General features: G+C 65.6%; 23 protein-coding genes. 3 read left to right on the top strand and 20 right to left on the bottom strand.

The features are described 5' to 3' along the window. The first annotated feature begins 175 nt into the window (after positions 1–175). Positions 176–535, top strand: coding sequence for a ComEA family DNA-binding protein (locus B6S44_RS12135; RefSeq protein WP_129157152.1), 360 nt, complete (start codon positions 176–178; stop codon positions 533–535). A 346-nt stretch (positions 536–881) separates the two neighbouring features. Here B6S44_RS12135 and B6S44_RS12130 read toward each other — a convergent pair whose 3' ends face one another. The 5 genes from B6S44_RS12130 to B6S44_RS12110 all read right to left on the bottom strand — a co-directional run bounded on the left by B6S44_RS12130 (position 882) and on the right by B6S44_RS12110 (position 4,078). Then, a complete protein-coding gene (locus B6S44_RS12130) occupies positions 882–1,262 on the bottom strand; it encodes a DUF1127 domain-containing protein (RefSeq protein ID WP_129157151.1) in 381 nt (126 codons plus the stop codon). A gap of 372 nt (positions 1,263–1,634) precedes the next feature. Continuing rightward, positions 1,635–1,856: a hypothetical protein gene (locus tag B6S44_RS12125; protein ID WP_129157150.1), complete on the bottom strand. Its 222-nt coding sequence runs from the start codon at positions 1,854–1,856 to the stop codon at positions 1,635–1,637. Between the two features lie 32 nt (positions 1,857–1,888). After that, positions 1,889–2,074, bottom strand: a complete 186-nt coding sequence (locus tag B6S44_RS12120; RefSeq protein ID WP_129157149.1) for a hypothetical protein — start codon at positions 2,072–2,074, stop codon at positions 1,889–1,891. A 189-nt stretch (positions 2,075–2,263) separates the two neighbouring features. Beyond that, entirely contained in the window at positions 2,264–3,283 is a 1,020-nt protein-coding gene (gene ilvC, locus B6S44_RS12115) for a ketol-acid reductoisomerase (protein ID WP_057190987.1), read from the bottom strand. A gap of 126 nt (positions 3,284–3,409) precedes the next feature. Then, positions 3,410–4,078, bottom strand: coding sequence for a TetR/AcrR family transcriptional regulator C-terminal domain-containing protein (locus B6S44_RS12110; RefSeq protein ID WP_129157148.1), 669 nt, complete (start codon positions 4,076–4,078; stop codon positions 3,410–3,412). Positions 4,079–4,225: 147 nt separating this feature from the next. Here B6S44_RS12110 and B6S44_RS12105 point away from each other — a divergent pair, with 147 nt between their 5' ends. Further along, the gene (locus B6S44_RS12105) at positions 4,226–4,780 is read left to right on the top strand and encodes a DUF924 family protein (protein ID WP_129157147.1); all 555 of its coding nucleotides are present in this window, start codon (positions 4,226–4,228) and stop codon (positions 4,778–4,780) included. On the opposite strand, the gene B6S44_RS12100 is transcribed toward B6S44_RS12105, so the two are convergent. The 10 genes from B6S44_RS12100 to miaA form a co-directional block, all read right to left on the bottom strand. Beyond that, entirely contained in the window at positions 4,781–5,506 is a 726-nt protein-coding gene (locus B6S44_RS12100; protein WP_129157146.1) for a haloacid dehalogenase type II, read from the bottom strand. Positions 5,507–5,605: 99 nt separating this feature from the next. Then, a complete protein-coding gene (locus B6S44_RS12095) occupies positions 5,606–6,343 on the bottom strand; it encodes a helix-turn-helix domain-containing protein (RefSeq protein ID WP_129157145.1) in 738 nt (245 codons plus the stop codon). A 75-nt stretch (positions 6,344–6,418) separates the two neighbouring features. After that, on the bottom strand, positions 6,419–6,637 hold the full coding sequence (locus B6S44_RS12090) for a hypothetical protein (RefSeq protein ID WP_129157144.1): 219 nt from the start codon (positions 6,635–6,637) through the stop codon (positions 6,419–6,421). 134 nt (positions 6,638–6,771) lie between these two features. Further along, positions 6,772–7,308: an acetolactate synthase small subunit gene (gene ilvN / locus B6S44_RS12085; RefSeq protein WP_129157143.1), complete on the bottom strand. Its 537-nt coding sequence runs from the start codon at positions 7,306–7,308 to the stop codon at positions 6,772–6,774. Then, positions 7,305–8,018 (bottom strand): glutathione S-transferase family protein, encoded by a 714-nt coding sequence (locus B6S44_RS12080; RefSeq protein ID WP_129157142.1) that lies wholly within the window; start codon positions 8,016–8,018, stop codon positions 7,305–7,307. The genes ilvN and B6S44_RS12080 overlap by 4 nt, the downstream gene beginning before the upstream one ends. Then, positions 8,015–8,404, bottom strand: coding sequence for a type II toxin-antitoxin system VapC family toxin (locus B6S44_RS12075; protein ID WP_164985802.1), 390 nt, complete (start codon positions 8,402–8,404; stop codon positions 8,015–8,017). The genes B6S44_RS12080 and B6S44_RS12075 overlap by 4 nt, the downstream gene beginning before the upstream one ends. Further along, positions 8,401–8,676: an AbrB/MazE/SpoVT family DNA-binding domain-containing protein gene (locus tag B6S44_RS12070; RefSeq protein WP_164985801.1), complete on the bottom strand. Its 276-nt coding sequence runs from the start codon at positions 8,674–8,676 to the stop codon at positions 8,401–8,403. The genes B6S44_RS12075 and B6S44_RS12070 overlap by 4 nt, the downstream gene beginning before the upstream one ends. A 64-nt stretch (positions 8,677–8,740) precedes the next feature. Beyond that, on the bottom strand, positions 8,741–9,448 hold the full coding sequence (locus B6S44_RS12065; RefSeq protein WP_129157139.1) for an aspartate/glutamate racemase family protein: 708 nt from the start codon (positions 9,446–9,448) through the stop codon (positions 8,741–8,743). A gap of 131 nt (positions 9,449–9,579) precedes the next feature. Then, positions 9,580–11,343 carry an acetolactate synthase 3 large subunit gene (locus B6S44_RS12060; RefSeq protein ID WP_129157138.1) on the bottom strand — a complete coding sequence of 588 codons (1,764 nt, stop codon included), beginning with the start codon at positions 11,341–11,343 and terminating at the stop codon, positions 9,580–9,582. A 239-nt stretch (positions 11,344–11,582) separates the two neighbouring features. Continuing rightward, positions 11,583–12,560 carry a tRNA (adenosine(37)-N6)-dimethylallyltransferase MiaA gene (gene miaA, locus B6S44_RS12055; protein WP_129157137.1) on the bottom strand — a complete coding sequence of 326 codons (978 nt, stop codon included), beginning with the start codon at positions 12,558–12,560 and terminating at the stop codon, positions 11,583–11,585. Between miaA and serB the strand changes: the two genes are divergently transcribed. Continuing rightward, entirely contained in the window at positions 12,528–13,418 is an 891-nt protein-coding gene (gene serB / locus B6S44_RS12050) for a phosphoserine phosphatase SerB (RefSeq protein ID WP_129157136.1), read from the top strand. The two genes, miaA and serB, sit on opposite strands and share 33 nt — an antisense overlap. Before the next feature lie 3 nt (positions 13,419–13,421). Here serB and B6S44_RS12045 read toward each other — a convergent pair whose 3' ends face one another. From B6S44_RS12045 to hflK, 5 genes are all read right to left on the bottom strand, one after another. After that, positions 13,422–13,763, bottom strand: a complete 342-nt coding sequence (locus B6S44_RS12045; protein WP_129157135.1) for a DHCW motif cupin fold protein — start codon at positions 13,761–13,763, stop codon at positions 13,422–13,424. Between the two features lie 141 nt (positions 13,764–13,904). Then, positions 13,905–15,446 carry a Do family serine endopeptidase gene (locus B6S44_RS12040; RefSeq protein WP_248309566.1) on the bottom strand — a complete coding sequence of 514 codons (1,542 nt, stop codon included), beginning with the start codon at positions 15,444–15,446 and terminating at the stop codon, positions 13,905–13,907. A 157-nt stretch (positions 15,447–15,603) separates the two neighbouring features. Beyond that, positions 15,604–15,789, bottom strand: a complete 186-nt coding sequence (locus B6S44_RS12035; protein WP_129157134.1) for a DUF2065 domain-containing protein — start codon at positions 15,787–15,789, stop codon at positions 15,604–15,606. A gap of 136 nt (positions 15,790–15,925) precedes the next feature. Then, positions 15,926–16,852: a protease modulator HflC gene (hflC, locus tag B6S44_RS12030; protein ID WP_129157133.1), complete on the bottom strand. Its 927-nt coding sequence runs from the start codon at positions 16,850–16,852 to the stop codon at positions 15,926–15,928. Next, positions 16,849–18,024: an FtsH protease activity modulator HflK gene (hflK, locus tag B6S44_RS12025; protein ID WP_129157132.1), complete on the bottom strand. Its 1,176-nt coding sequence runs from the start codon at positions 18,022–18,024 to the stop codon at positions 16,849–16,851. Before hflK ends, hflC begins: the two co-directional genes overlap by 4 nt. Between the last annotated feature and the right edge of the window lie 116 nt (positions 18,025–18,140).

Genomic DNA, 18,140 nt, shown 5'->3' with positions numbered 1-18,140 from the left:
GCGGAAAGCACAACGCCAGCTGAACGCTGACCTCAGATCGCGTTCAGCCGCACCGGCCGAAAGTCCGGCCATCGCGTCGAGACCGGATCCTCCGGTTCACCACCGGCGCGGCGGCGCGGACGGCCCGGCATCCGCGCTCCAGCTCCACCGGGCACGACTTACAGGAGTCGAGATCATGACCATGTCTCGTTTCGCCATCGGCCTCGCCGCGCTCGCTCTCGCCGCCGGCCCGGCCCTCGCGCAGACCGCAATCCAGCCGACCACCCCGGCCAAGCCGGCCGCCCCCGTGACGACGCCTGCCGCGCCCACCGCGAAGCCGGCTGCGCCCACCACCCAGGCCCAGGCCAAGAAGGTCAACATCAACACCGCCAGCGCCAGCGAGCTCGAGCAGCTCAAGGGCATCGGCGAGGCCCGCTCCAAGAAGATCGTCGAGGAGCGCGGCAAGGCGAAGTTCAAGAACTTCGACGATCTGGTGAAGCGCAGCGTGCTGCCCTCGAATGTCGAAGCCGACATCAAGGACCACGTCACCTTCTGACCCCGATCAAAAATAGACGAGCCGGCCGCTTCCCGCGGCCGGCTCTTTCGTTTTCAAACCGTCATTGCGAGAAGCGCACCGACGAAGCAATCCAGGGGAACGTAGAGCACTGCCACTGCTGGATTGCTTCGCTACGCTCGCAATGACGGCTTCTGTCATGCCGCTCGGTTAGATTCCGTCGCTCTGCGCCTGCGAGGCATCCGCCTCGCGCAGTGCCTGGGCGCAGTCGTCGCAGCAGACCTCGACCGCGTTCCCGCCGATCGTGACCTTGATCGGGTTCTCGTCGAGCTCGCAATCGCAGGCGCCGCAAGTTCCACTTATGGCCTTCCTCCTTCTCAGAGGCCGCTCATTCGGCCGCCCTGAGAAAGACCACCCGGCTGCTTACGGCGCTGTCGGATTCTTTAGCGATCCGCTCCGGCCGGACCGGTGCTCCCGCGCTCAGGCCGCGCAGGACCTGGTCGACGCTTTCCCCACCCGCAAGGCCGCGCCGCTCTTCGACGCGCAGCGAGATGATCCCGGTCGGGTCGCCGAAGAATGGGGCGGCGGTCGCATCGCGCAGATCGCTGTCGCGCAAACCGAGATCGCGCAGGTCGCGCTCGGTCATGTCGCAAAGGGTGCGATAGTCGCGGCGCGACTGTAGCCAGCGGCTGATCCCGCCAAGAATCCGGCCGAGCCCGTCGACCATTGCGAGCACGGGCTTGGCCGATCCGATAATGAAGCTGATCATGACCTGTCTCCGTCGTTGTGATGACGACAGAGAACGCCTTCGGGCTGACAGCTGCTGTCAGAAGCTCCGGGACTCAGTGACAGCTTCTGTCAGGGGTGGTCGAGCGAGCCCGATGCGGCGCTTGATCTCAAGCGAAAGCCGGCTCGGTCAGGGTTTGACCGGGCCGGTTCCTGCGCCGCTGCGAGCTACAGCAGGCCGAGGACGACCATTGTCAGCAGGGCGAAAGAGGCGCCCAGCGCCAGATGCGCGAACTTGAACTGAAAACCCTGGGACGCAGGCATCGATCGGATCGGTGTCATCATCGCCTCCATCTGTTCAGCTTTGGTCTGCTTCGTCGTTGAATTCCGTCGTCGTGGTTAGGTCGCGGTGGGCTCAATAGGCCAACATTCCAGCGACGCCCCAACCGACAATCGCAAGGGCAAGTCCGGCCACCAGAACGACCAGCACGGGCCGGTCGAGGAAACCTTGCCGTGCCTCAACCGGGGTCTCGACCGCCGGATCTGCATCGGAGTGGACATCCGCCCGCATCGGCGGGATCGGCTGGCCATCCTTCTCCGGAATCCGCGCTTCGCGCTCCCTGACATCGTCTTGCATCGCCGCCTCCATTGGCTGGCTTCAGAACCTTGTCACCCGCCTGCTGCGCGCATCAGGATGCTCGCGAGCAAGGTGACCGCTAAAAAACCGCTCAGCAGCAGGACCGGGAGCTGATCGTTCCACGACGCCGGCTTCGCCACATCGACCAGCCCGTGACGGGCGTGGCGTTGATGCAGCCGCTCGATCGCCCTGTGTCTCAGCTCTTCCTGATGGGTCATCGCACGCTCCTGCAGATATCGACTGGAGCATAAACGCCCGCCGCGGAAAGCGGTTCCCGTCGCGGCCTCCGACAATGCGAAACGGGCGCCCTTGCAGGCGCCCGTTCCGTTTATTTTCAAGCGATTGGAAGCGGTTCCGGAATCAGCTTCGCAGGGTGATGAATCCGCGTGCGAAGTCCGGTGCTTGCCTCAGTTCTTGGTCTTGTCGACCAGCGCCTTGGCCTTGATCCAAGGCATCATGTCGCGCAGCTTGGCGCCGACTTCCTCGATCGGATGGGCGGCCATGCGAGCGCGGGTCGCCTTGAACGAGGTCTGGTTGACCTTGTTCTCCAGCATCCAGTCGCGGGTGAACTTGCCCGACTGGATGTCGGTGAGCACGCGCTTCATCTCGGCCTTGGTCTCGGCGGTGATGATGCGGGGACCCGTCACGTACTCGCCGAACTCGGCGGTGTTCGAGATCGAGTAGTTCATGTTGGCGATGCCGCCCTCATAGATCAGGTCGACGATCAGCTTCACTTCGTGCAGGCACTCGAAATAGGCCATCTCCGGGGCGTAGCCGGCCTCGGTCAGCGTCTCGTAGCCGGCCTTGATCAGCTCGACCAGGCCACCGCAGAGCACGACCTGCTCGCCGAACAGATCGGTCTCGCACTCTTCCTTGAAGGTCGTCTCGATGATGCCGGCGCGACCGCCGCCATTGGCCGAGGCATAGGACAGGCCGAGGTCATGGGCGTTGCCGGTCGCGTCCTGGTGGATCGCGATCAGGGTCGGCACGCCGCCGCCGCGCTGATACTCGGAACGGACGGTGTGGCCAGGGCCCTTCGGCGCGACCATCAGCACGTCGAGGTCCTTGCGCGGCTCGATCAGATTGAAGTGGACGTTGAGGCCGTGCGCGAACAGAAGGGCAGCGCCTTCCTTCATGTTGCCGTGCAGCTCGTCGCGGTAGATGTCGCCCTGCAGCTCGTCAGGGGTCAGCATCATCATGATGTCGGAGACCTTGGCGGCCTCGGACGGGGTCATGACCTTGAAGCCAGCCTCTTCGGCCTTCTTGCGGGTGGCCGAGCCGGCCTTCAACGCGATGATGACGTCCTTGACGCCGGAATCGCGCAGGTTGAGCGCGTGGGCATGGCCCTGCGAGCCGTAGCCGACGATGCAGACCTTCTTGCCCTTGATCAGGTTGATGTCGGCGTCGCGATCGTAATAAACGCGCATTGGATGCGTCCTTCCTTGGGTTGGATTCTGGGCTTCAGGCTTTCGGTACGGCGCTAGCGCGCTTTCCGTTCGGCCGGCTCCGCCGAACGAGAAGAATTCGCGCAAACCAAAAAGCTGAGCATGTTCTCATCGCAAAAGTGGTTCCCACTTTTGCGCAACATGCTCATGCCGTCCGTGAAGTGCGAGGAACTGGTCGGTGGCGCGCGCGGCGTCGCGCTGGATTTCGGCCTTTCCCGAGACGAGCGCATCGCCCAGCAGCAGCCTGATCTGGACGTCGCGTCCGACCAGACCGAAGAAGGTGCGGAACGCCGTCTCGGCGTCGTCGAAGGTGAGCAGTCCTGCGGCGCGACCAGCTTCCAGAACCGGCTTCAACCGCTCGCCTATGGCGAAACGCCCGTTTGCCAGCACGATGCCGCCTAGATTGCTCTTGCCCGAGGCGGCATGCCCAATGGCAGCGCGATTGAGCGCGATCGACGTCTGGCTCGTGATCACGGTGAGCCAGTTCTCGGCGAAATCCCGCAGGCACTTGCGCAGCGTCGCTGCATCGAGCGCCTGGCGATCGTAGTTATCGGCCCGGACCTTGGACGCCTGCCATTGCACGGTCGCGGTCAGCAGCCCGTCGCGATCGCCGAACCATTTGTACAGCGTCTCTTTCGAGCAGCTCGCGCGGCGGGCGACGGCCGTCATGGTGAGCTGGTCGCCCTGCTCCACCATCAACGCCAGCACGGCGTCGAGCACGGCTTGCTGCCGCTCGCTCAGCGCCTCACCTTGGCTATGGGTTGCGGGTTCGCTCATCGATCCGGAGAGTACCGTACGTTACGGTTCTGGCATCTACCGCACGGCTTGCCGGGGCGCAAGGGTACGCGGGAGAAAATTCAACGCCCGCACGCCGTCAGCACACCTATATCTTCCTCCGAGAGAATGCCTGATCCGGAGCGAGTTATGACACAGCCTATCCCGCCTGCCGCCGCCGAGGTCCTCGCCTTCTGGCGCGAGGCCGGTCCGGACAAATGGTTCGCCAAGGACGATGCCTTCGACACCGAGATCGCCCGGCGATTCCGGCCGCTGGTCGACACAGCCGCACGCGGCGAGCTCTCCGATTGGGAAGAGACGCCGGAGGGCGTCTATGCGCTGCTGATCCTGCTCGACCAGTTCCCGCGCAACCTGCATCGCGGCTCGGCTCACGCTTTCGCAGCCGACGCACTCGCGCGCGAAGTCGCCGGCCGGGCGATCGCGCGCGGCTTCGATGAGGCCTTCCACAATCCCGAGCGCCGCTTCCTCTATATGCCGTTCATGCATTCCGAGGCTCTCGCCGATCAGGAGCGCTGCGTCGACCTGACCAAGGCCTCGGGCGACGACGACTCGACCAAATACGCCGTCATCCACCGCGACATCATCCGCGATTTCGGCCGCTTCCCGCATCGCAACGCCGTCCTCGGCCGGCAGAGCTCGACCGAGGAGCAGCGCTTCCTCGAAGACGGCGGCTTCAACGGCTGATCAGCCTCCGATGGCTTTCCGATGAGCCTCGGCCAGTTCGGCCATGCTCTTGAAGTGGAAGTCGACCTTCGGCTGGTTCGCGGGGATCTGCGTTGCACCACCGCCTGCCATGCCGAAGCGCCGGTCGATCCAGGCCCGCGCCAGCCCGGCCCGCTCCGCTGGGACATGGTCGTGGAACAGGCTCTGCGCGGTATGCAGGACGTCGCCAGCCTTGAGGCCGAGATCGGTCTCAAGATGCGCCAGCAGATAGTCGAAGTTGCGCGGGGCGGGCTTGTAGGACCCGACATCCTCGGCGGTGTAGATCGCATCGAAGGTCACGCCGAGCTTGCGGTTGCTGGCCGCGAAGCTCGTGCGGTCGACATTGGAGAGGATCACCAGCCTGTAGTGCCTTTTCAGATAGGCGAGCGCTTCGGCGGAATCCGGGAAGGCCGGCCAATCCGGCACCGAGCCGCCGAAACGCTCGTTCAGATCGGCATGAATGGAGACACCGAGGTCCTTGGCCAGGCGCGCATGCACGGCAGCGAGGAGCGTCGAGTAGCGTAGCGACGGCCCCGCCTCTTCCAGTTCGGTCTCGATACGACCGAAATGCGCCAGCGCCTCTTCCCGATAGAGCTTGAGCTGGCCAGCGCTTATGAGCGGCTGCAGCGCGTTCCAGATCCCGGTCTCCCAGTCGATCAGCGTGCCGTAGCAGTCGAAGGTCAGAACCTTGAAATCGATGAGTTTCATCGCGGGCGTTCCTCATGGATGCTGAGTCGCGTGGACCATAGCGACCGTCCGCGCAGCCGTGATGAGGCGAAGCTCCGAACGACTTGACCGAAGCTGCGCTTATTGGCTCCGGCTCGCGGCACGGAACTCGGACGGGGTCAGGCCGAAGCGTCGCCTGAACTGCCGGTTGAAGGATGAGGCGTTCTGGTAGCCGAGGCCGTAGGCGATCTCCGAAACCGGCAGCGCTGTCGTGGCCAGCCGGTCGGCCGCTTCGTCGAAGAGCCGGGTCAGCTGCGCTTGCTTCGGCGACTGCCCCGTGGTCGCCCGGAACAGCGCGTGGAACCGGCTCTGGCCGAGGCCGGCCGTCCTCGCCATCTCGGCGACGCTCCCCGCTCCGCCATCGCGGGCAAGGTCGATGACGCGGCTTTCCGCGCGCGACAGTGGCCGGGGCATGGTGCGTGGCACCACCAGCTGCAGCCCCGCCAGCGTCATACGGGCAGCGTCACTGGCGCGGCAGGCGCCGGCTTCGACCTCGGCGCCGAGCTGGCGGAACATCCGCCACAGCCAAGGCTCGACCCTGGTGAGCGAAGGTACGGCGTCGCGCAGCAGGGCAGGCGCCGCCTCCCCGGCAAACGCCTCCGCCTCGACATCGAGGATGAGCATGCTGCAATCGCGGCTCGGCTCGAAATCATGCTCGTACTCGCGCGGGATGATGGCGACGCAGTTGCTCGAGACGACGCTGCGATGCCCCTCGACATCGAGCCGCATCGCCCCCTGCATCGGCAGCAGGATCTGGCTGTAGTCGTGACGGTGGCGGTCGCCGCCGCGATAGCTGCGGAGTTCGAGATGGATCGACATCGCCTGCTCACAGCAAGGGGTCATGCGACGCATTTGCCGCCAATCGCCGCCAGCGATCAAGCGTGCCGTCGCGGCTCAGCCGCCCGCCGCTTGCTGCGCAGCGATGCGCTGCAGGAAGATCGCCGCGACCGTCAGCACGAAGCCAACCCACCACAGTGGCGAGCGCAGGCTTTTGCCCGAGCCGAGCGGTTCGGCCGCGACCTTGCCGGACAGGCGTTGATAAATCGGCCAGGCAAAGCAGGAGAAGCCGAGGAGGCCGAGGCCGAGCGAGATTTCATTCAGTCCGATCGTCACCGCTCTACCCCCTCCCCGGCGAGCGCCGGACGATCGCTTTCAGCAGCAATCGCGGGCTCCTTCAACCCCAGCCGCCGTAGGAGATCGCCCACCAGCCCCGAGACAAGAGCTCATGCCTTCGTCAAGCTAGCAGCCTACATCGCCTCCGGGCCGCGGCTCATCGCCGCGATGCCTGTGCGCGAGACTTCCGTCAAACCAACCACCGTCATCAGCTTGATGAAGCGCTCGATCTCCTCGGTCGCGCCGGTGAGTTCGAAAACGAAGGATGTAAGGCTCGCATCGAGCGTGCGCGCGCCGAAGGCGGCGGCGAGCCGCATCGCCTCGACGCGGTGGTCGCCCTTGCCGACGACCTTGAGCAGGCAGAGCTCGCGCTCCAGTGCCTCGCCCTGCAGCGTCAGGTCGACGACGCGATGGACCGGCACCAACCGGTCGAGATGCGCCTTGATCTGGTCGATGACATTGGCCGTGCCGGAGGTGACGACGGTGATGCGCGAGAGGTGCTTCTCGTGCTCGGTCTCCGAGACGGTGAGGCTCTCGATGTTGTAGCCGCGGCCGGAGAAAAGCCCGGCGATGCGGGCGAGAACGCCGGGCTCGTTGTCGACGATCACCGCCAGTGTGTGGCGGGCGATCGGCTGGGCGGTCGGGGCGCTGGGATAATGCGTCGTGTTCATCGCTGGGCCTTGCTGCGGCTGAGATTTGGGCGGAAATCGGTCAGGATCGGTTCGTCGAGCTCGTCCACGGATACGATCCAGGGCTCGGCCAGCGCGGCCTCGCGCCAGGCCTGGAAGCCGGCGGTGCCCTGTACGGCCTCGACATAGGCCGTGCTGACGGGATCGAGCGCGACCGAATAGGTGGTGAAGCGGCTGGCCACCGGCGCGAACATCGCATCGGCCGCACTGAACTCTCCGAACAGGAAAGGCCCGCCCGCCCCGAAGCGCTGCCTCGCATCGCGCCAGATCTCGGTGACGCGCGCAATGTCGGCTGCGACCGCAGGGCCGCGATCACGCGCCGGATGCACCCAGGCGAGGTTCATCGGGCAGGCGCTGCGCAGAGCACCGAAGCTGGAGTGCATTTCAGCAGAGATCGAACGGGCCAGAGCCCGCGCCGCCTTGTCCCGCGGCCAGATCGGCAGCTCGGGATGCGTCTCGGCGATATATTCGATGATGGCGATCGAATCCCAGACAGCGATTGCCCCGTCGACCAGCGATGGAACCTTGCGGGCGGGCGTGTACTCGGCGACGGCACGCTTCCAGCCGGGGTCGTCCATGGTCGGCCCGAACGGCACCAGCACCTCCTCGAACGGAATGCCGAACTGGTTGAGGACGAGCCAGGGCCGCAGCGACCAGGAGGAATGGGTCTTGTTGGCGATGATCAGCTTCATGGAGAGACAATCGTCAGATCGGGGAAGGCGTGCCTCGCCTTGGTCAGCAGAGCACGATCGAAGGTGGCGAAAGAGGCAACCGGACAAGTGGCGAGATGGATGGCGTCTCCGAAATCAAGGCCGCCTTCATAAGCGTCGAGGATCGCGCTCAGGCGCGCGCCATCCTCCAATTCGATCGCATCGGTTTCGCTGAGTATGCGAAACGCCCTGGTAATCTGCGGCCTCTTGAAACCGTACACGGCGCGCAACACCCATTCCGTTTCGAGCAGCACTGTGGATTGCACGAAACCCGACCACTCCAGGATCAAGGCACGCGCACGCTCGGCCGCATCAGGATCGTCTTCCGTGATCAGGCGCACGACGATGTTGGTATCGAGCGCTATCACCGATCCAGGCCCGACTTTCGCTTCCAGCGTTCGGCCATCGCCTGGTCGATCCCCCTCTGCATATCCTCCAGCGTCCTCGGCGGACCGTCATAGGGCAGGCAACCGATGAGATCGTCGATCGTATAGCGCTTTCGCGGCTTCTTCGGCGCGAGGAAGACGCCGCCATCGCGCGCCGTTACCTCGAACTCGGTGCCGGGCTCCCAGCGCCCCTGCTCGCGAATGTTCTTGGGCAGGATGACCTGCCCCTTAGTGGACAGACGTGTCGTCGCCATCACCATTCCCACAAAGTAAGACAATGGTAAGATAACATCCGACGCCGGCTTTCGCTACCGGTCGTCACGCCGCCTGCTCCATCGCCAGCGTGAAGTCGAGCGCCGCCTCGACATGCAGCGCCGTGGTGTCGAAGACCGGCAAGTCGAAATCCGCCTGCGAGACCAGTAGCCCGATCTCGGTGCAGCCGAGGATGACGCCGTCGGCGCCCTCCTCCCGCGCCGCCCTTGCGACGATCTCGCGATAGCGCGCCTTGGAGGCTGACTCGACGCGACCTTGGCACAGCTCCTCATAGATGATGCGGTGGACATCCGCCCGCTCGGCTTCGTCCGGCACCAGCGCCTCGACGCCGAAGGCGCCGAGCCGATCGCGATAGAAGCGCTGCTCCATCGTGAAGCGCGTCGCCAGCAGCAGCGGGCGACGCGATGCGCTCTTGCGGATCGCCTTGGCGGTGACGTCGGCGAGATGCAGGAAGGGCAGGTTCGTCGCCTGGGTGATGTGGTCGGCGAGCTTGTGCATGGTGTTGGTCGCCAGCACGATGCAGACCGCCCCGCCCTGCTCGAGCCGGCGGGCGCTCGCCGCCATCGCCGCCCCGGCACGGTCCCAATCGCCCTTCGCCTGCATCTCGGCGATCGGCGAGAAGTCGACCGAGTGCAGCAGGACATCGGCCGAATGCAGCCCGCCCTGGCGCGCCCGCACGCCCTCGTTCAGCAGCCGATAATAAACCGCCGTCGATTCCCAGCTCATTCCGCCGATCAGGCCGATGGTCGCCATGTGGTCCCCCATGCTGTGCCGATGCCGTCATTCTCGGGCCGCGCGAAGCGCAGACCCGAGAATCTCGTGCAGGATGAGGTGCCCATCCGGCTGGAGATGCTCGGGTCAGGCCCGAGCATGATGATGCCCGATCAAACGAGCTGCTTGCCCTTGGCGTCGATGATCTCGCCGGTATCGCCCTCGAAGTCCGGCAGGATCATCTCGTTATGCGCCTTGCCCGACGGGATCATCGGGAAGCAGTTTTCTTCCTTCGCCACCAGGCAGTCGAAGATCACCGGACCGGGCGTCTCGATCATCTGCATGATGGCGCGGTCGAGATCGGCCGGATCGGAGCAGCGGATGCCGTGCCCGCCATAGGCCTCCGCCAGCTTGACGAAGTCCGGCAGCGAGGCCGAGTAGCTCTCCGAATAGCGCCCGCCATGCAGCAGCTCCTGCCATTGGCGCACCATGCCCATGTATTCGTTGTTGAGGATGAAGACCTTGACCGGCAGCCGGTACTGCACCGCCGTCGACATCTCCTGCATGTTCATCAGGATCGAGGCCTCGCCGGCGACGTCGATGACGAGCGCGCCCGGATGCTTCATCTGCACGCCGATCGCCGCAGGCAGGCCGTAGCCCATGGTGCCGAGCCCGCCGGAGGTCATCCAGCGGTTCGGCTCCTGGAAGCGCAGATACTGCGCCGCCCACATCTGGTGCTGGCCGACCTCGGTGGTGAAGTAGGTATTGCGATCCTTGGTCAGCTCGTAGAGCCGCTCGATCGCGTATTGCGGCTTGATCACCGAGCCGGACTGCTTGTAGCCGAGGCTGTTCCGCGCCCGCCAGCCATCGATCTGCGTCCACCAGGCGGTGAGCGCCGTCTTGTCGATCTGTGGGCTCGTCTCGCGCCAGATCCGGACCATGTCCTCGAGCACATGGGCGGCATCGCCGATGATGCCGATATCGACCTTGACGTTCTTGTTGATCGAGGACGGGTCGATGTCGATGTGGATCTTCTTCGAGCGCGGCGAGAAGGCGTCGAGCCGGCCGGTGATCCGGTCGTCGAAGCGCGCGCCGATGTTGATCATGACGTCGCAGTCATGCATGGCGAGGTTGGCCTCGTAGGTGCCGTGCATGCCGAGCATGCCGAGCCACTGCTTGTCGGCAGCCGGGAAGGCGCCGAGCCCCATCAGGGTCGAGGTCACCGGATAGCCGGTCAGCCGCGCCAGCTCGCGCAGCAGCGCCGAGGCGTGCGGGCCGGCATTGATGACGCCGCCACCGGTATAGAACACCGGCTTCCTCGCCTTGGCGATCAGCTCGACTGCGGCCTTGATCTTGTTCAGGTCGCCCTTGACCACCGGCCGATAGGTCTTGTGCTGATTGTCGCGCGGGCGGCTATAGGCGCCGGTCGCGAACTGGATGTCCTTGGGGACGTCGACAACGACCGGGCCCGGCCGACCGTTTGCCGCGACATAGAAGGCCTCGTGCAGGACGCGCGGCAGGTCGGCGATGCTCTTCACCAGATAGTTGTGCTTGGTGCAGGAGCGGGTGATGCCGACCGTGTCGCATTCCTGGAAGGCGTCAGAGCCGATCAGATGCGTCGGGACCTGCCCGGTGATGACGACAAGCGGGATCGAGTCCAGCAGCGCATCGGTCAGGCCGGTGACGGCATTGGTCGCGCCGGGCCCGGAGGTGACGAGGACACAGCCGACCTTGCCCGGCGCCGAACGGGCATAGCCCTCGGCGGCATGGACCGCGCCCTGCTCGTGGCGGACGAGGACGTGCTTGACCTTGTCCTGCTGGAAGATCGCATCGTAGATCGGCAGCACGGCGCCGCCGGGATAGCCGAAGAGATGCTCCACACCCTGGTCCTGGAGGGCGCGAACGACCATCTCGGCACCGGTCATCATCTCGCTCATAACGGTCTCCTGCGGAGGTCTTGGTCTGTTTCGGTCGGAAAAAGGCAATAAAAAAGGCCCTCGGAGGGGCCTGGGCGTGCGCTGGCGTCGGGGACGCCCGGTTGTTAAACCGGCCCCTACCAGCGCACCTGTACGATAATAAGCTTGCGCATGTCGCAGCCCTGTCGAAACGAAAGTTGCCGGACGCTAGCCGAGCAGCGCCGCATGGTCAAGCGGGATTAGAGCCGGCAAGCGAAGGGCTAGGCGGCCGGCTCGTCGCTGCAGGCAGCGAGAGCAACGGCGAGCCCGGCCTCCGGCTCAGCCGCCGTCCAGCCTTCCATCTGATGGCGGAACCAGGTCATCTGCCGCTTGGCGTAGGCGCGCGTATCGGCCTTGCCGCGGGTCACGGCCTCATCGAGCGAAAGCCGGCCGTCGAGATAGGCGATCAGCCCCGGCACGCCATGGGCACGCATCACCGGCAGCAGCGGATCGAGCCGGCGCTCGCGCAAGGCCGCGACCTCGTCGAGCGCACCCTGCGCCATCATCGCATCGAAGCGCCGGTCGATCCGGGTGCGCACCAGTTCCCGCTCCGGCGCGAGGAAGAGTTTGAGCAGACTCTGCCCGGCCAGCGGCCCCGGCCGCCGCGCGCCCTGGAAACTCGCCAGCGAGCGCCCGGTCGCCTCGAACACCTCCAGCGCCCGCATCACCCGCAGCCGATCGCTCTGCCGCAGACGTGCCGCCATTTCCGGATCCTTGCCGGCAAGCGCAGCGTGCAGTTCGCCGGTCTCGCGCTCCGCCGCCCAGGCCCGGAATGCAATACGAACCTCCTCAGGCACGGGCGGAATATCCGAGAGCCCCTCGGTCAGCGCCTTGAAGTAGAGCCCGGTGCCGCCGACCAGCACCGGCAGGGCGCCCTGCCCGGCCAGCTCCTGCAGCAGCGCTGACACCTCAAATGCATATGCTGCCGCCGAATGGTTCACCGCACCGTCGATATGGCCATAGAGCCGGTGTGGCACCTCGCCCATCTCCTCTGGCGTCGGCCGGGCAGTGATGACCGAGAGATCGCGGTAGACCTGCATCGAGTCGGCATTGACGACGACTCCGCCAAAGCGGCGCGCCAGTTCGGCCGCCAGCGCCGACTTGCCGCTCGCGGTCGGACCTGCGATGAGCACCGCGCTGTATTTCACCTGTTGCCCGGCTCCCTCATGACGCTCGTCGCCACCTTCGTCTCCGCTCATGGGCAGGCCTTGCTCGACGATGGCCTGCTCGCCCGCCTGCGCGCCGCCGCACCAACAGCAGCGCGGACCGAGCGCCTCGATGGCGAGATCGCGGCCGACCTCTTCGCGGAAGCGGACGACGTGCGCAAGCTCGAAGCGAGGTTGCGCGAGGCGCTCGATAGCGTCCCCGTCGACATCATCGTCCAGCCAACCGCCACACGCCGCAAGCGCCTGTTCCTCGCCGACATGGATTCGACGATGATCGGCCAGGAATGCATCGACGAGCTCGCGGCCTATGTCGGCCTGAAGGAGAAGGTCTCTGATATCACCGAGCGCGCCATGCGCGGCGAACTCGAATTCGAGCCGGCCTTGCGCGAGCGCGTCGCGCTGTTGAAGGGGATCGCGCTCGGCGTCGTCGACGAGATCATCGCCAAGAGCATCACGTTGACGCCGGGCGGTAGCGCTCTGGTGCGCACCATGCGCGCCAATGGCGGCTACACGGCTTTGGTCTCGGGCGGCTTCACCGTCTTCACCGGTCCGATCAGCCGGGCGCTCGGCTTCGACGAGCACCGCTCCAATATCCTGCTCAGCGAAGGCGCCCTGCTCTCAGGCCTGGTCGCCGAGCCGATCCTCGGCAAGCAGGCCAAGCTCGATGCACTGATCGAATTGCGCACCCGTTTCGGTCTGCCGAACGAGGCGGCGCTGGCCGTCGGCGACGGCGCCAATGATCTCGCCATGCTGGGCGAGGCCGGGCTCGGCGTCGCCTATCGCGCCAAGCCGGCGGTCGCCGCCGCCGCCGATGCCCGCCTCGACCACGCCGACCTCTCCGCTTTGCTCTACGCCCAGGGCTATCGCGGCGACGAGATCGTCAGGAGCTGAGCCTCAGTCGACAATGAAGAGCCGCGCGCCCTTCGGCGAGCGCGAGCGGTGCGGCTCGGCATTGTCGGCGACCTGATAGCTCATCCCCGCCCGCAACAGCATGACCCGGCCATCCGCCAGCGTCGTCTCGAGCTCGCCGTCGAGGCATAAAAGGATGTGCCCCTTCTCGCACCAATGGTCCGAGACATAACCCGGCGAGTATTCGACCATCCTGACGCGGATCGGATTGTCCGCCGGCCCGAAGCGCCTTGTACGCCAGGTCGCCTGGCCTTCTTCGCCGGGAAAATGCTCCGGCTCGACTGAGGACCAGTCGGTCGTGCCGAAGGGAATCTCGCTCATCCGCATTGGACGCCTCTTTGATTGGGTCCGGAACCTTGTCGGAGCCGTGACCGCGGTTCCAACGCAAAAACCTGATGGCGCCGATCAGCGGCAACAAAAAAGGCGGCCCAGAGGCCGCCTTTTCGTTAATCCATCAATGAGGAGCGGTCAGCTCATCGTCACCGCGACGAAGCGGACTTCGCCCTGGCCGTTCGAGACGAGCAGTAGGGCCGACTTCTTGCCCTCCTTCTTCAGGGCATCGAGCCGCTTGGTAACCTCCTCGGGGGAGTTCACCGCCTCCTGGCCGACCTCGACGACGAGCTCGCCGACCAGGATGCGCTTGTCGGCGGCGTTCGAGTTGCCGTCGACCTTGGTGATGACGACGCCCTTCAGCCCGTCCTTGATCGAGTAGCGCTTGCGCAGCTCTTCGGTCTGGGCCGAGAATTCGAGGCCGAGCGCCGAGGCGGTCGCCGGCTTGGCAGCCTCGGCCGGAGGCTTGTTGGCCGAGGCCTGCTGGACCTTCTCGCCATCCTCGAGCCGGGCGAGCTTGACCGTCTTGGCAAGCTCCTTGCCCTTGCGCATGACCTGGATCGGCACGTCCTTGCCGACGGCCGTGCTGGCGACGATGCGCGGCAACTCGCGCGAATCCTTCACGTCCTTGCCGTCGAACTTGACGATCACGTCGCCGATCTCGAGGCCGGCCGGCTTGGCCGGGCCCTTCTCGTCGATGCCGGCGATCAGCGCGCCGCGCGCCGTGCCGAGGCCGAGCGCTTCCGCTGTGGCGTCATCGACGTTCTGGATGCGTACGCCAAGCCAGCCGCGGCGGGTCTCGCCGAACTCCTTGAGCTGATCGACGATGTTGGTCGCCAGCGACGACGGTACGGCAAAGCCGATGCCGACCGAGCCGCCGGTCGGCGACAGGATCGCGGTGTTGATGCCGATCACCTCACCGGCCATGTTGAACAGCGGACCGCCCGAATTGCCCTTGTTGATGGCCGCGTCGGTCTGGATATAGGTGTCGTACGGGCCCTGGTTGATGTCGCGGTTGCGGGCCGAGACGATACCCGACGAAACCGAGCCGCCGAGGCCGAACGGGTTGCCGATCGCCATGACGGGGTCGCCGATGCGCGCCTTGTCGGAGTCGCCGAACTTGACGAAGGGCAGCGGCTTGTCGTGCTTCACCCGCAGCACGGCGAGGTCGACCTTGGTGTCCTTGCCGACGACCTCGGCCTTGAGGCGCAGGCCATCGCTGAACACCACGGTGATCTCGTTGGCGTCGCCGATGACGTGGTTGTTGGTCACCACGAGGCCGGACGGATCGATCACGAAGCCCGAGCCGGCCGATTGCGAGCGGCGCTGCTGCGGAGGCTGTTGCGGCTGGTTCTGACCCTGTTCGCCGCCACGGCCGCGGCGGTTGAAGAATTCTTCGAACAGGTCGCCGAATGGGGTGTCGGGGCCGAGCTGCGGCAGCTGCGGCAGGTTGCGGCCGCGGGTCTCGCTGGTCGTCACCGCGGCGATGTTGACCACCGCCGGCATCACCCGCTCGGCGAGGTCCGCCAGCGAGATGGTGGTGCCATGGGCCTGCGGCACGGCCTGGACGGGCCCGGGCGCCGGCGTCGCCTGGCTGAACGCCGGCACCGTCGCGAAGGCCATGCCGGCGACAGTCGCGACCCGCGCCAGACGGTAGGCATGGGAATGAGTGAGTGCCATCGATGTCCTCATGATCATGAGATGTCGCGCCAAGTCATCGGCCTTGACGGCATTGCAGCGCAGTCGGAATCCGAACGCAACTTAAGAACGCCAAAATGCGGCGGAAGGGCGACGCAAGATTGCGTCATAACGTCGTGATCGTTCCAGTAAGGCCGCTTCAGCCCCTGGCCAGCCAGACCAGCCCGACACCCACGACCGCCGAGACGATGCCGATCAGGCGCATCCGCTCGGCGGGCGTCTCGGAGGCGCTGCGCAGCGCCTCCTTGGCGATCTCGGGTATCGACGCGAAGAGCAGTCCCTCGATGGCGAAGACCAGGCCGAGCGCCGCGAGGAAATCTGTCATGCGCAGCGCTCGGTCCTAGATCACGATGATTTTGGATCGATTCGATCCAAAATCATAAAACATGATCGATTCTAAGGGCTTAGAGCAGGATTTCTGCGGAAAACCGGTTCCCACTTTTTCGCATCCTGCTCTAGGATCAGGGCTTGGGAGCGGCCGGCGTCGCCGGCACCGCATCGCTTCCCGCACCGGCCCGTCGGCCGGACGGGTCGTTGAAGAAGCGGAAGAACGGCGAATCCGGCGTCAGCAGCATCCGCGTATCGCCGGACTTCAGGCTCGCTTCATAGGCCTGCATCGAGCGGTAGAAGGCGAAGAACTCCGGATCCTTGCCGAAGCCCTCGGCGAAAATGCGGTTGCGCTCGCCCTCGCCCTGGCCGCGGGTTTCGTCGGATTTCCGCTGCGCCTCGGCGACGATGATGATCGCGTCGCGCTCGGCCTTTGCCCGGATCTCCTGCGACTGCTGGCCACCGAGCGCGCGCGCTTCCGCCGCCTCGCGCTGGCGTTCGGTCTGCATGCGCTGGAACACCGCCTGCGAGTTGGCCGCCGGCAGGTCGACACGGCGTAAGCGGACATCGACCACAGTCATGCCGAAGCGGCCCGCCTCGCGATTCACCTCGTCGCGGATGCGGTTCATCAGCCGCGAGCGATCGTTGCGCACCATCGACGTGAACGTCGCCTCGGCGAGAACCGAGCGGACATTACCATTGACGATCGAGGCGAGCTGCGAATTGGCGCGCGGGATGTTGTTGACCGCCTGGTAGAAGCGCAGCGGATCGGAAATCCGGTAGCGCGTGAAGGCGTCGACCACGAGCCGCTTCTGGTCCGAGGCGATGATCTCCTGCGACGGCAGGTCGAGATCGAGGATGCGGTTGTCGAGGAAGACGACTTGTTCGAACGGTGCCGGCAGCTTGAGATAGAGCCCCGGCGCGGTCGCGACGGTCCGAACCGCGCCGAAGCGCAGCACGATGGCGGAGTCGGTCTGCCTCACCACGAAGGTGCAGGCATAGAAAACGACCGCGGCGATGGCGATGATCGCCAGCAGAGCAATACGAAGGAAGCCGCTCATCGCGTGCCCCCCTGCTGAGTCTGGCCGGCCGGACGACGCTGCGGCTGCCCGAGCTCGCCGAGCGGCAGATAGGGCACGACACCGCTGCCGGAGCCGTTCTGGTCGAGGATCACCTTGTCCATACCACCGAAGACGCGTTCCATGGTTTCGAGGAAGAGCCGCTCGCGTGTGACGGCGGGCGCGTTCTTGTACTGCTCATAGACCGAGTTGAAGCGGCTGATCTGGCCGAGCGCTTCGTTGACCGTCTGGTCCTTGAAGGCTTCGGCCGACTGGATGAGCTGCGCCGCCCGGCCGCGCGATTCCGGCACGACGCGGTTGGCGTAGGTCTCCGCCTCGTTGCGCAGGCGCTCCTGGTCGGCGCGCGCCGCCTGGACGTCGCGGAAGGCGTCGATGACCTGCTGCGGCGGATCGACCTTCTGAAGCTGGACGAGGTTGATCTGCACGCCGGCGCGGTAGGTGTTCAGCGTGTCCTGCATCAGCTGGCGCACTTCGGTCTCGATCACGCCGCGATCGGTGGTCAGCACCGGCTGGATGTTGCGCCGGCCGATGATCTCGCGCATCGCGCTCTCGGCGACGGCCTTCACCGTGCCCGGTGGATCCTGGATGTTGAAGACATAGTTCTCGGGCGCGCCCGCATCGATCTTCCACTGCACGATCACGTCGATGTCGACGATGTTCTCGTCACCGGTCAGCATCAGGCTTTCCTCGGTGACGTCGGTCTGGCGCGAGGTGCGCACCGACTCGACGGTGCGGAAGCCGACTTCGGTGGTGATGACGTTCGTCACCTGCGGCTTGACCACGCTGCCGATCGGATAGGGCCAGTTGTAGTTCAGGCCTTCGCCGGTCTTGCCGATATATTTCCCGAAGACGAGATTGAGGCCGACCTCGTTCGGACGGACGATGTACCAGCCGGTCATGAACCAGACGAAGATCAGGAACAGGACGCCGATGATCAGGCCGGGCCCGCCGAGATTGCCGCCCGGCAGGAAATTCTTGAGCCGGTCCTGACCCCGCCGGATGATCTCCTCGAGATCCGGTGGTGTGTTGCCGCCGGACGGACCGCCGCCGCCCCAGGGACCACCGCCATTGCCGCCGCCACCGCGCTGGCCCCAGGGGCCACCACCGCCGCCGCCGCTGCCGCCACTCCCGCCGCTCTGGTTACTCCAAGGCATGCCTCAGCCGTTCCTCACTCTTCGCTTTCGACCGTGCATAGCTGAACGGCAGAACGCTGTCAGCGCCAAGCGGCGCAATGCGCGTTGAATTGGGCATCGGCCACGGATTCGTCAAC

The sequence above is a fragment of the Allobosea sp. Tri-44 genome, from assembly GCF_004123845.1.
Taxonomy (GTDB): domain Bacteria; phylum Pseudomonadota; class Alphaproteobacteria; order Rhizobiales; family Beijerinckiaceae; genus Allobosea.
Note: the sequence above shows the minus strand (reverse complement) of the source record. Positions and strands in the feature narration are given on the sequence as shown.

Bases quoted from the DNA above. Each gene is read 5' to 3' on its own strand.
- B6S44_RS12045 (WP_129157135.1), bottom strand. From the start codon at position 13,763: ATGCGGATGAGCGAGATTCCCTTCGGCACGACCGACTGGTCCTCAGTC.
- B6S44_RS12105 (WP_129157147.1), top strand. From the start codon at position 4,226: ATGACACAGCCTATCCCGCCTGCCGCCGCCGAGGTCCTCGCCTTCTGG.
- hflK (WP_129157132.1), bottom strand. From the start codon at position 18,024: ATGCCTTGGAGTAACCAGAGCGGCGGGAGTGGCGGCAGCGGCGGCGGC.
- B6S44_RS12130 (WP_129157151.1), bottom strand. From the start codon at position 1,262: ATGATCAGCTTCATTATCGGATCGGCCAAGCCCGTGCTCGCAATGGTC.
- B6S44_RS12100 (WP_129157146.1), bottom strand. From the start codon at position 5,506: ATGAAACTCATCGATTTCAAGGTTCTGACCTTCGACTGCTACGGCACG.
- B6S44_RS12040 (WP_248309566.1), bottom strand. From the start codon at position 15,446: ATGGCACTCACTCATTCCCATGCCTACCGTCTGGCGCGGGTCGCGACT.
- B6S44_RS12070 (WP_164985801.1), bottom strand. From the start codon at position 8,676: ATGGCGACGACACGTCTGTCCACTAAGGGGCAGGTCATCCTGCCCAAG.
- serB (WP_129157136.1), top strand. From the start codon at position 12,528: ATGACGCTCGTCGCCACCTTCGTCTCCGCTCATGGGCAGGCCTTGCTC.
- hflC (WP_129157133.1), bottom strand. From the start codon at position 16,852: ATGAGCGGCTTCCTTCGTATTGCTCTGCTGGCGATCATCGCCATCGCC.
- B6S44_RS12095 (WP_129157145.1), bottom strand. From the start codon at position 6,343: ATGTCGATCCATCTCGAACTCCGCAGCTATCGCGGCGGCGACCGCCAC.
- ilvC (WP_057190987.1), bottom strand. From the start codon at position 3,283: ATGCGCGTTTATTACGATCGCGACGCCGACATCAACCTGATCAAGGGC.
- B6S44_RS12060 (WP_129157138.1), bottom strand. From the start codon at position 11,343: ATGAGCGAGATGATGACCGGTGCCGAGATGGTCGTTCGCGCCCTCCAG.
- B6S44_RS12035 (WP_129157134.1), bottom strand. From the start codon at position 15,789: ATGACAGATTTCCTCGCGGCGCTCGGCCTGGTCTTCGCCATCGAGGGA.
- B6S44_RS12120 (WP_129157149.1), bottom strand. From the start codon at position 2,074: ATGACCCATCAGGAAGAGCTGAGACACAGGGCGATCGAGCGGCTGCAT.
- ilvN (WP_129157143.1), bottom strand. From the start codon at position 7,308: ATGAACACGACGCATTATCCCAGCGCCCCGACCGCCCAGCCGATCGCC.
- B6S44_RS12125 (WP_129157150.1), bottom strand. From the start codon at position 1,856: ATGCAAGACGATGTCAGGGAGCGCGAAGCGCGGATTCCGGAGAAGGAT.
- B6S44_RS12065 (WP_129157139.1), bottom strand. From the start codon at position 9,448: ATGGCGACCATCGGCCTGATCGGCGGAATGAGCTGGGAATCGACGGCG.
- B6S44_RS12110 (WP_129157148.1), bottom strand. From the start codon at position 4,078: ATGAGCGAACCCGCAACCCATAGCCAAGGTGAGGCGCTGAGCGAGCGG.
- B6S44_RS12135 (WP_129157152.1), top strand. From the start codon at position 176: ATGACCATGTCTCGTTTCGCCATCGGCCTCGCCGCGCTCGCTCTCGCC.
- B6S44_RS12080 (WP_129157142.1), bottom strand. From the start codon at position 8,018: ATGAAGCTGATCATCGCCAACAAGACCCATTCCTCCTGGTCGCTGCGG.
- miaA (WP_129157137.1), bottom strand. From the start codon at position 12,560: ATGAGCGGAGACGAAGGTGGCGACGAGCGTCATGAGGGAGCCGGGCAA.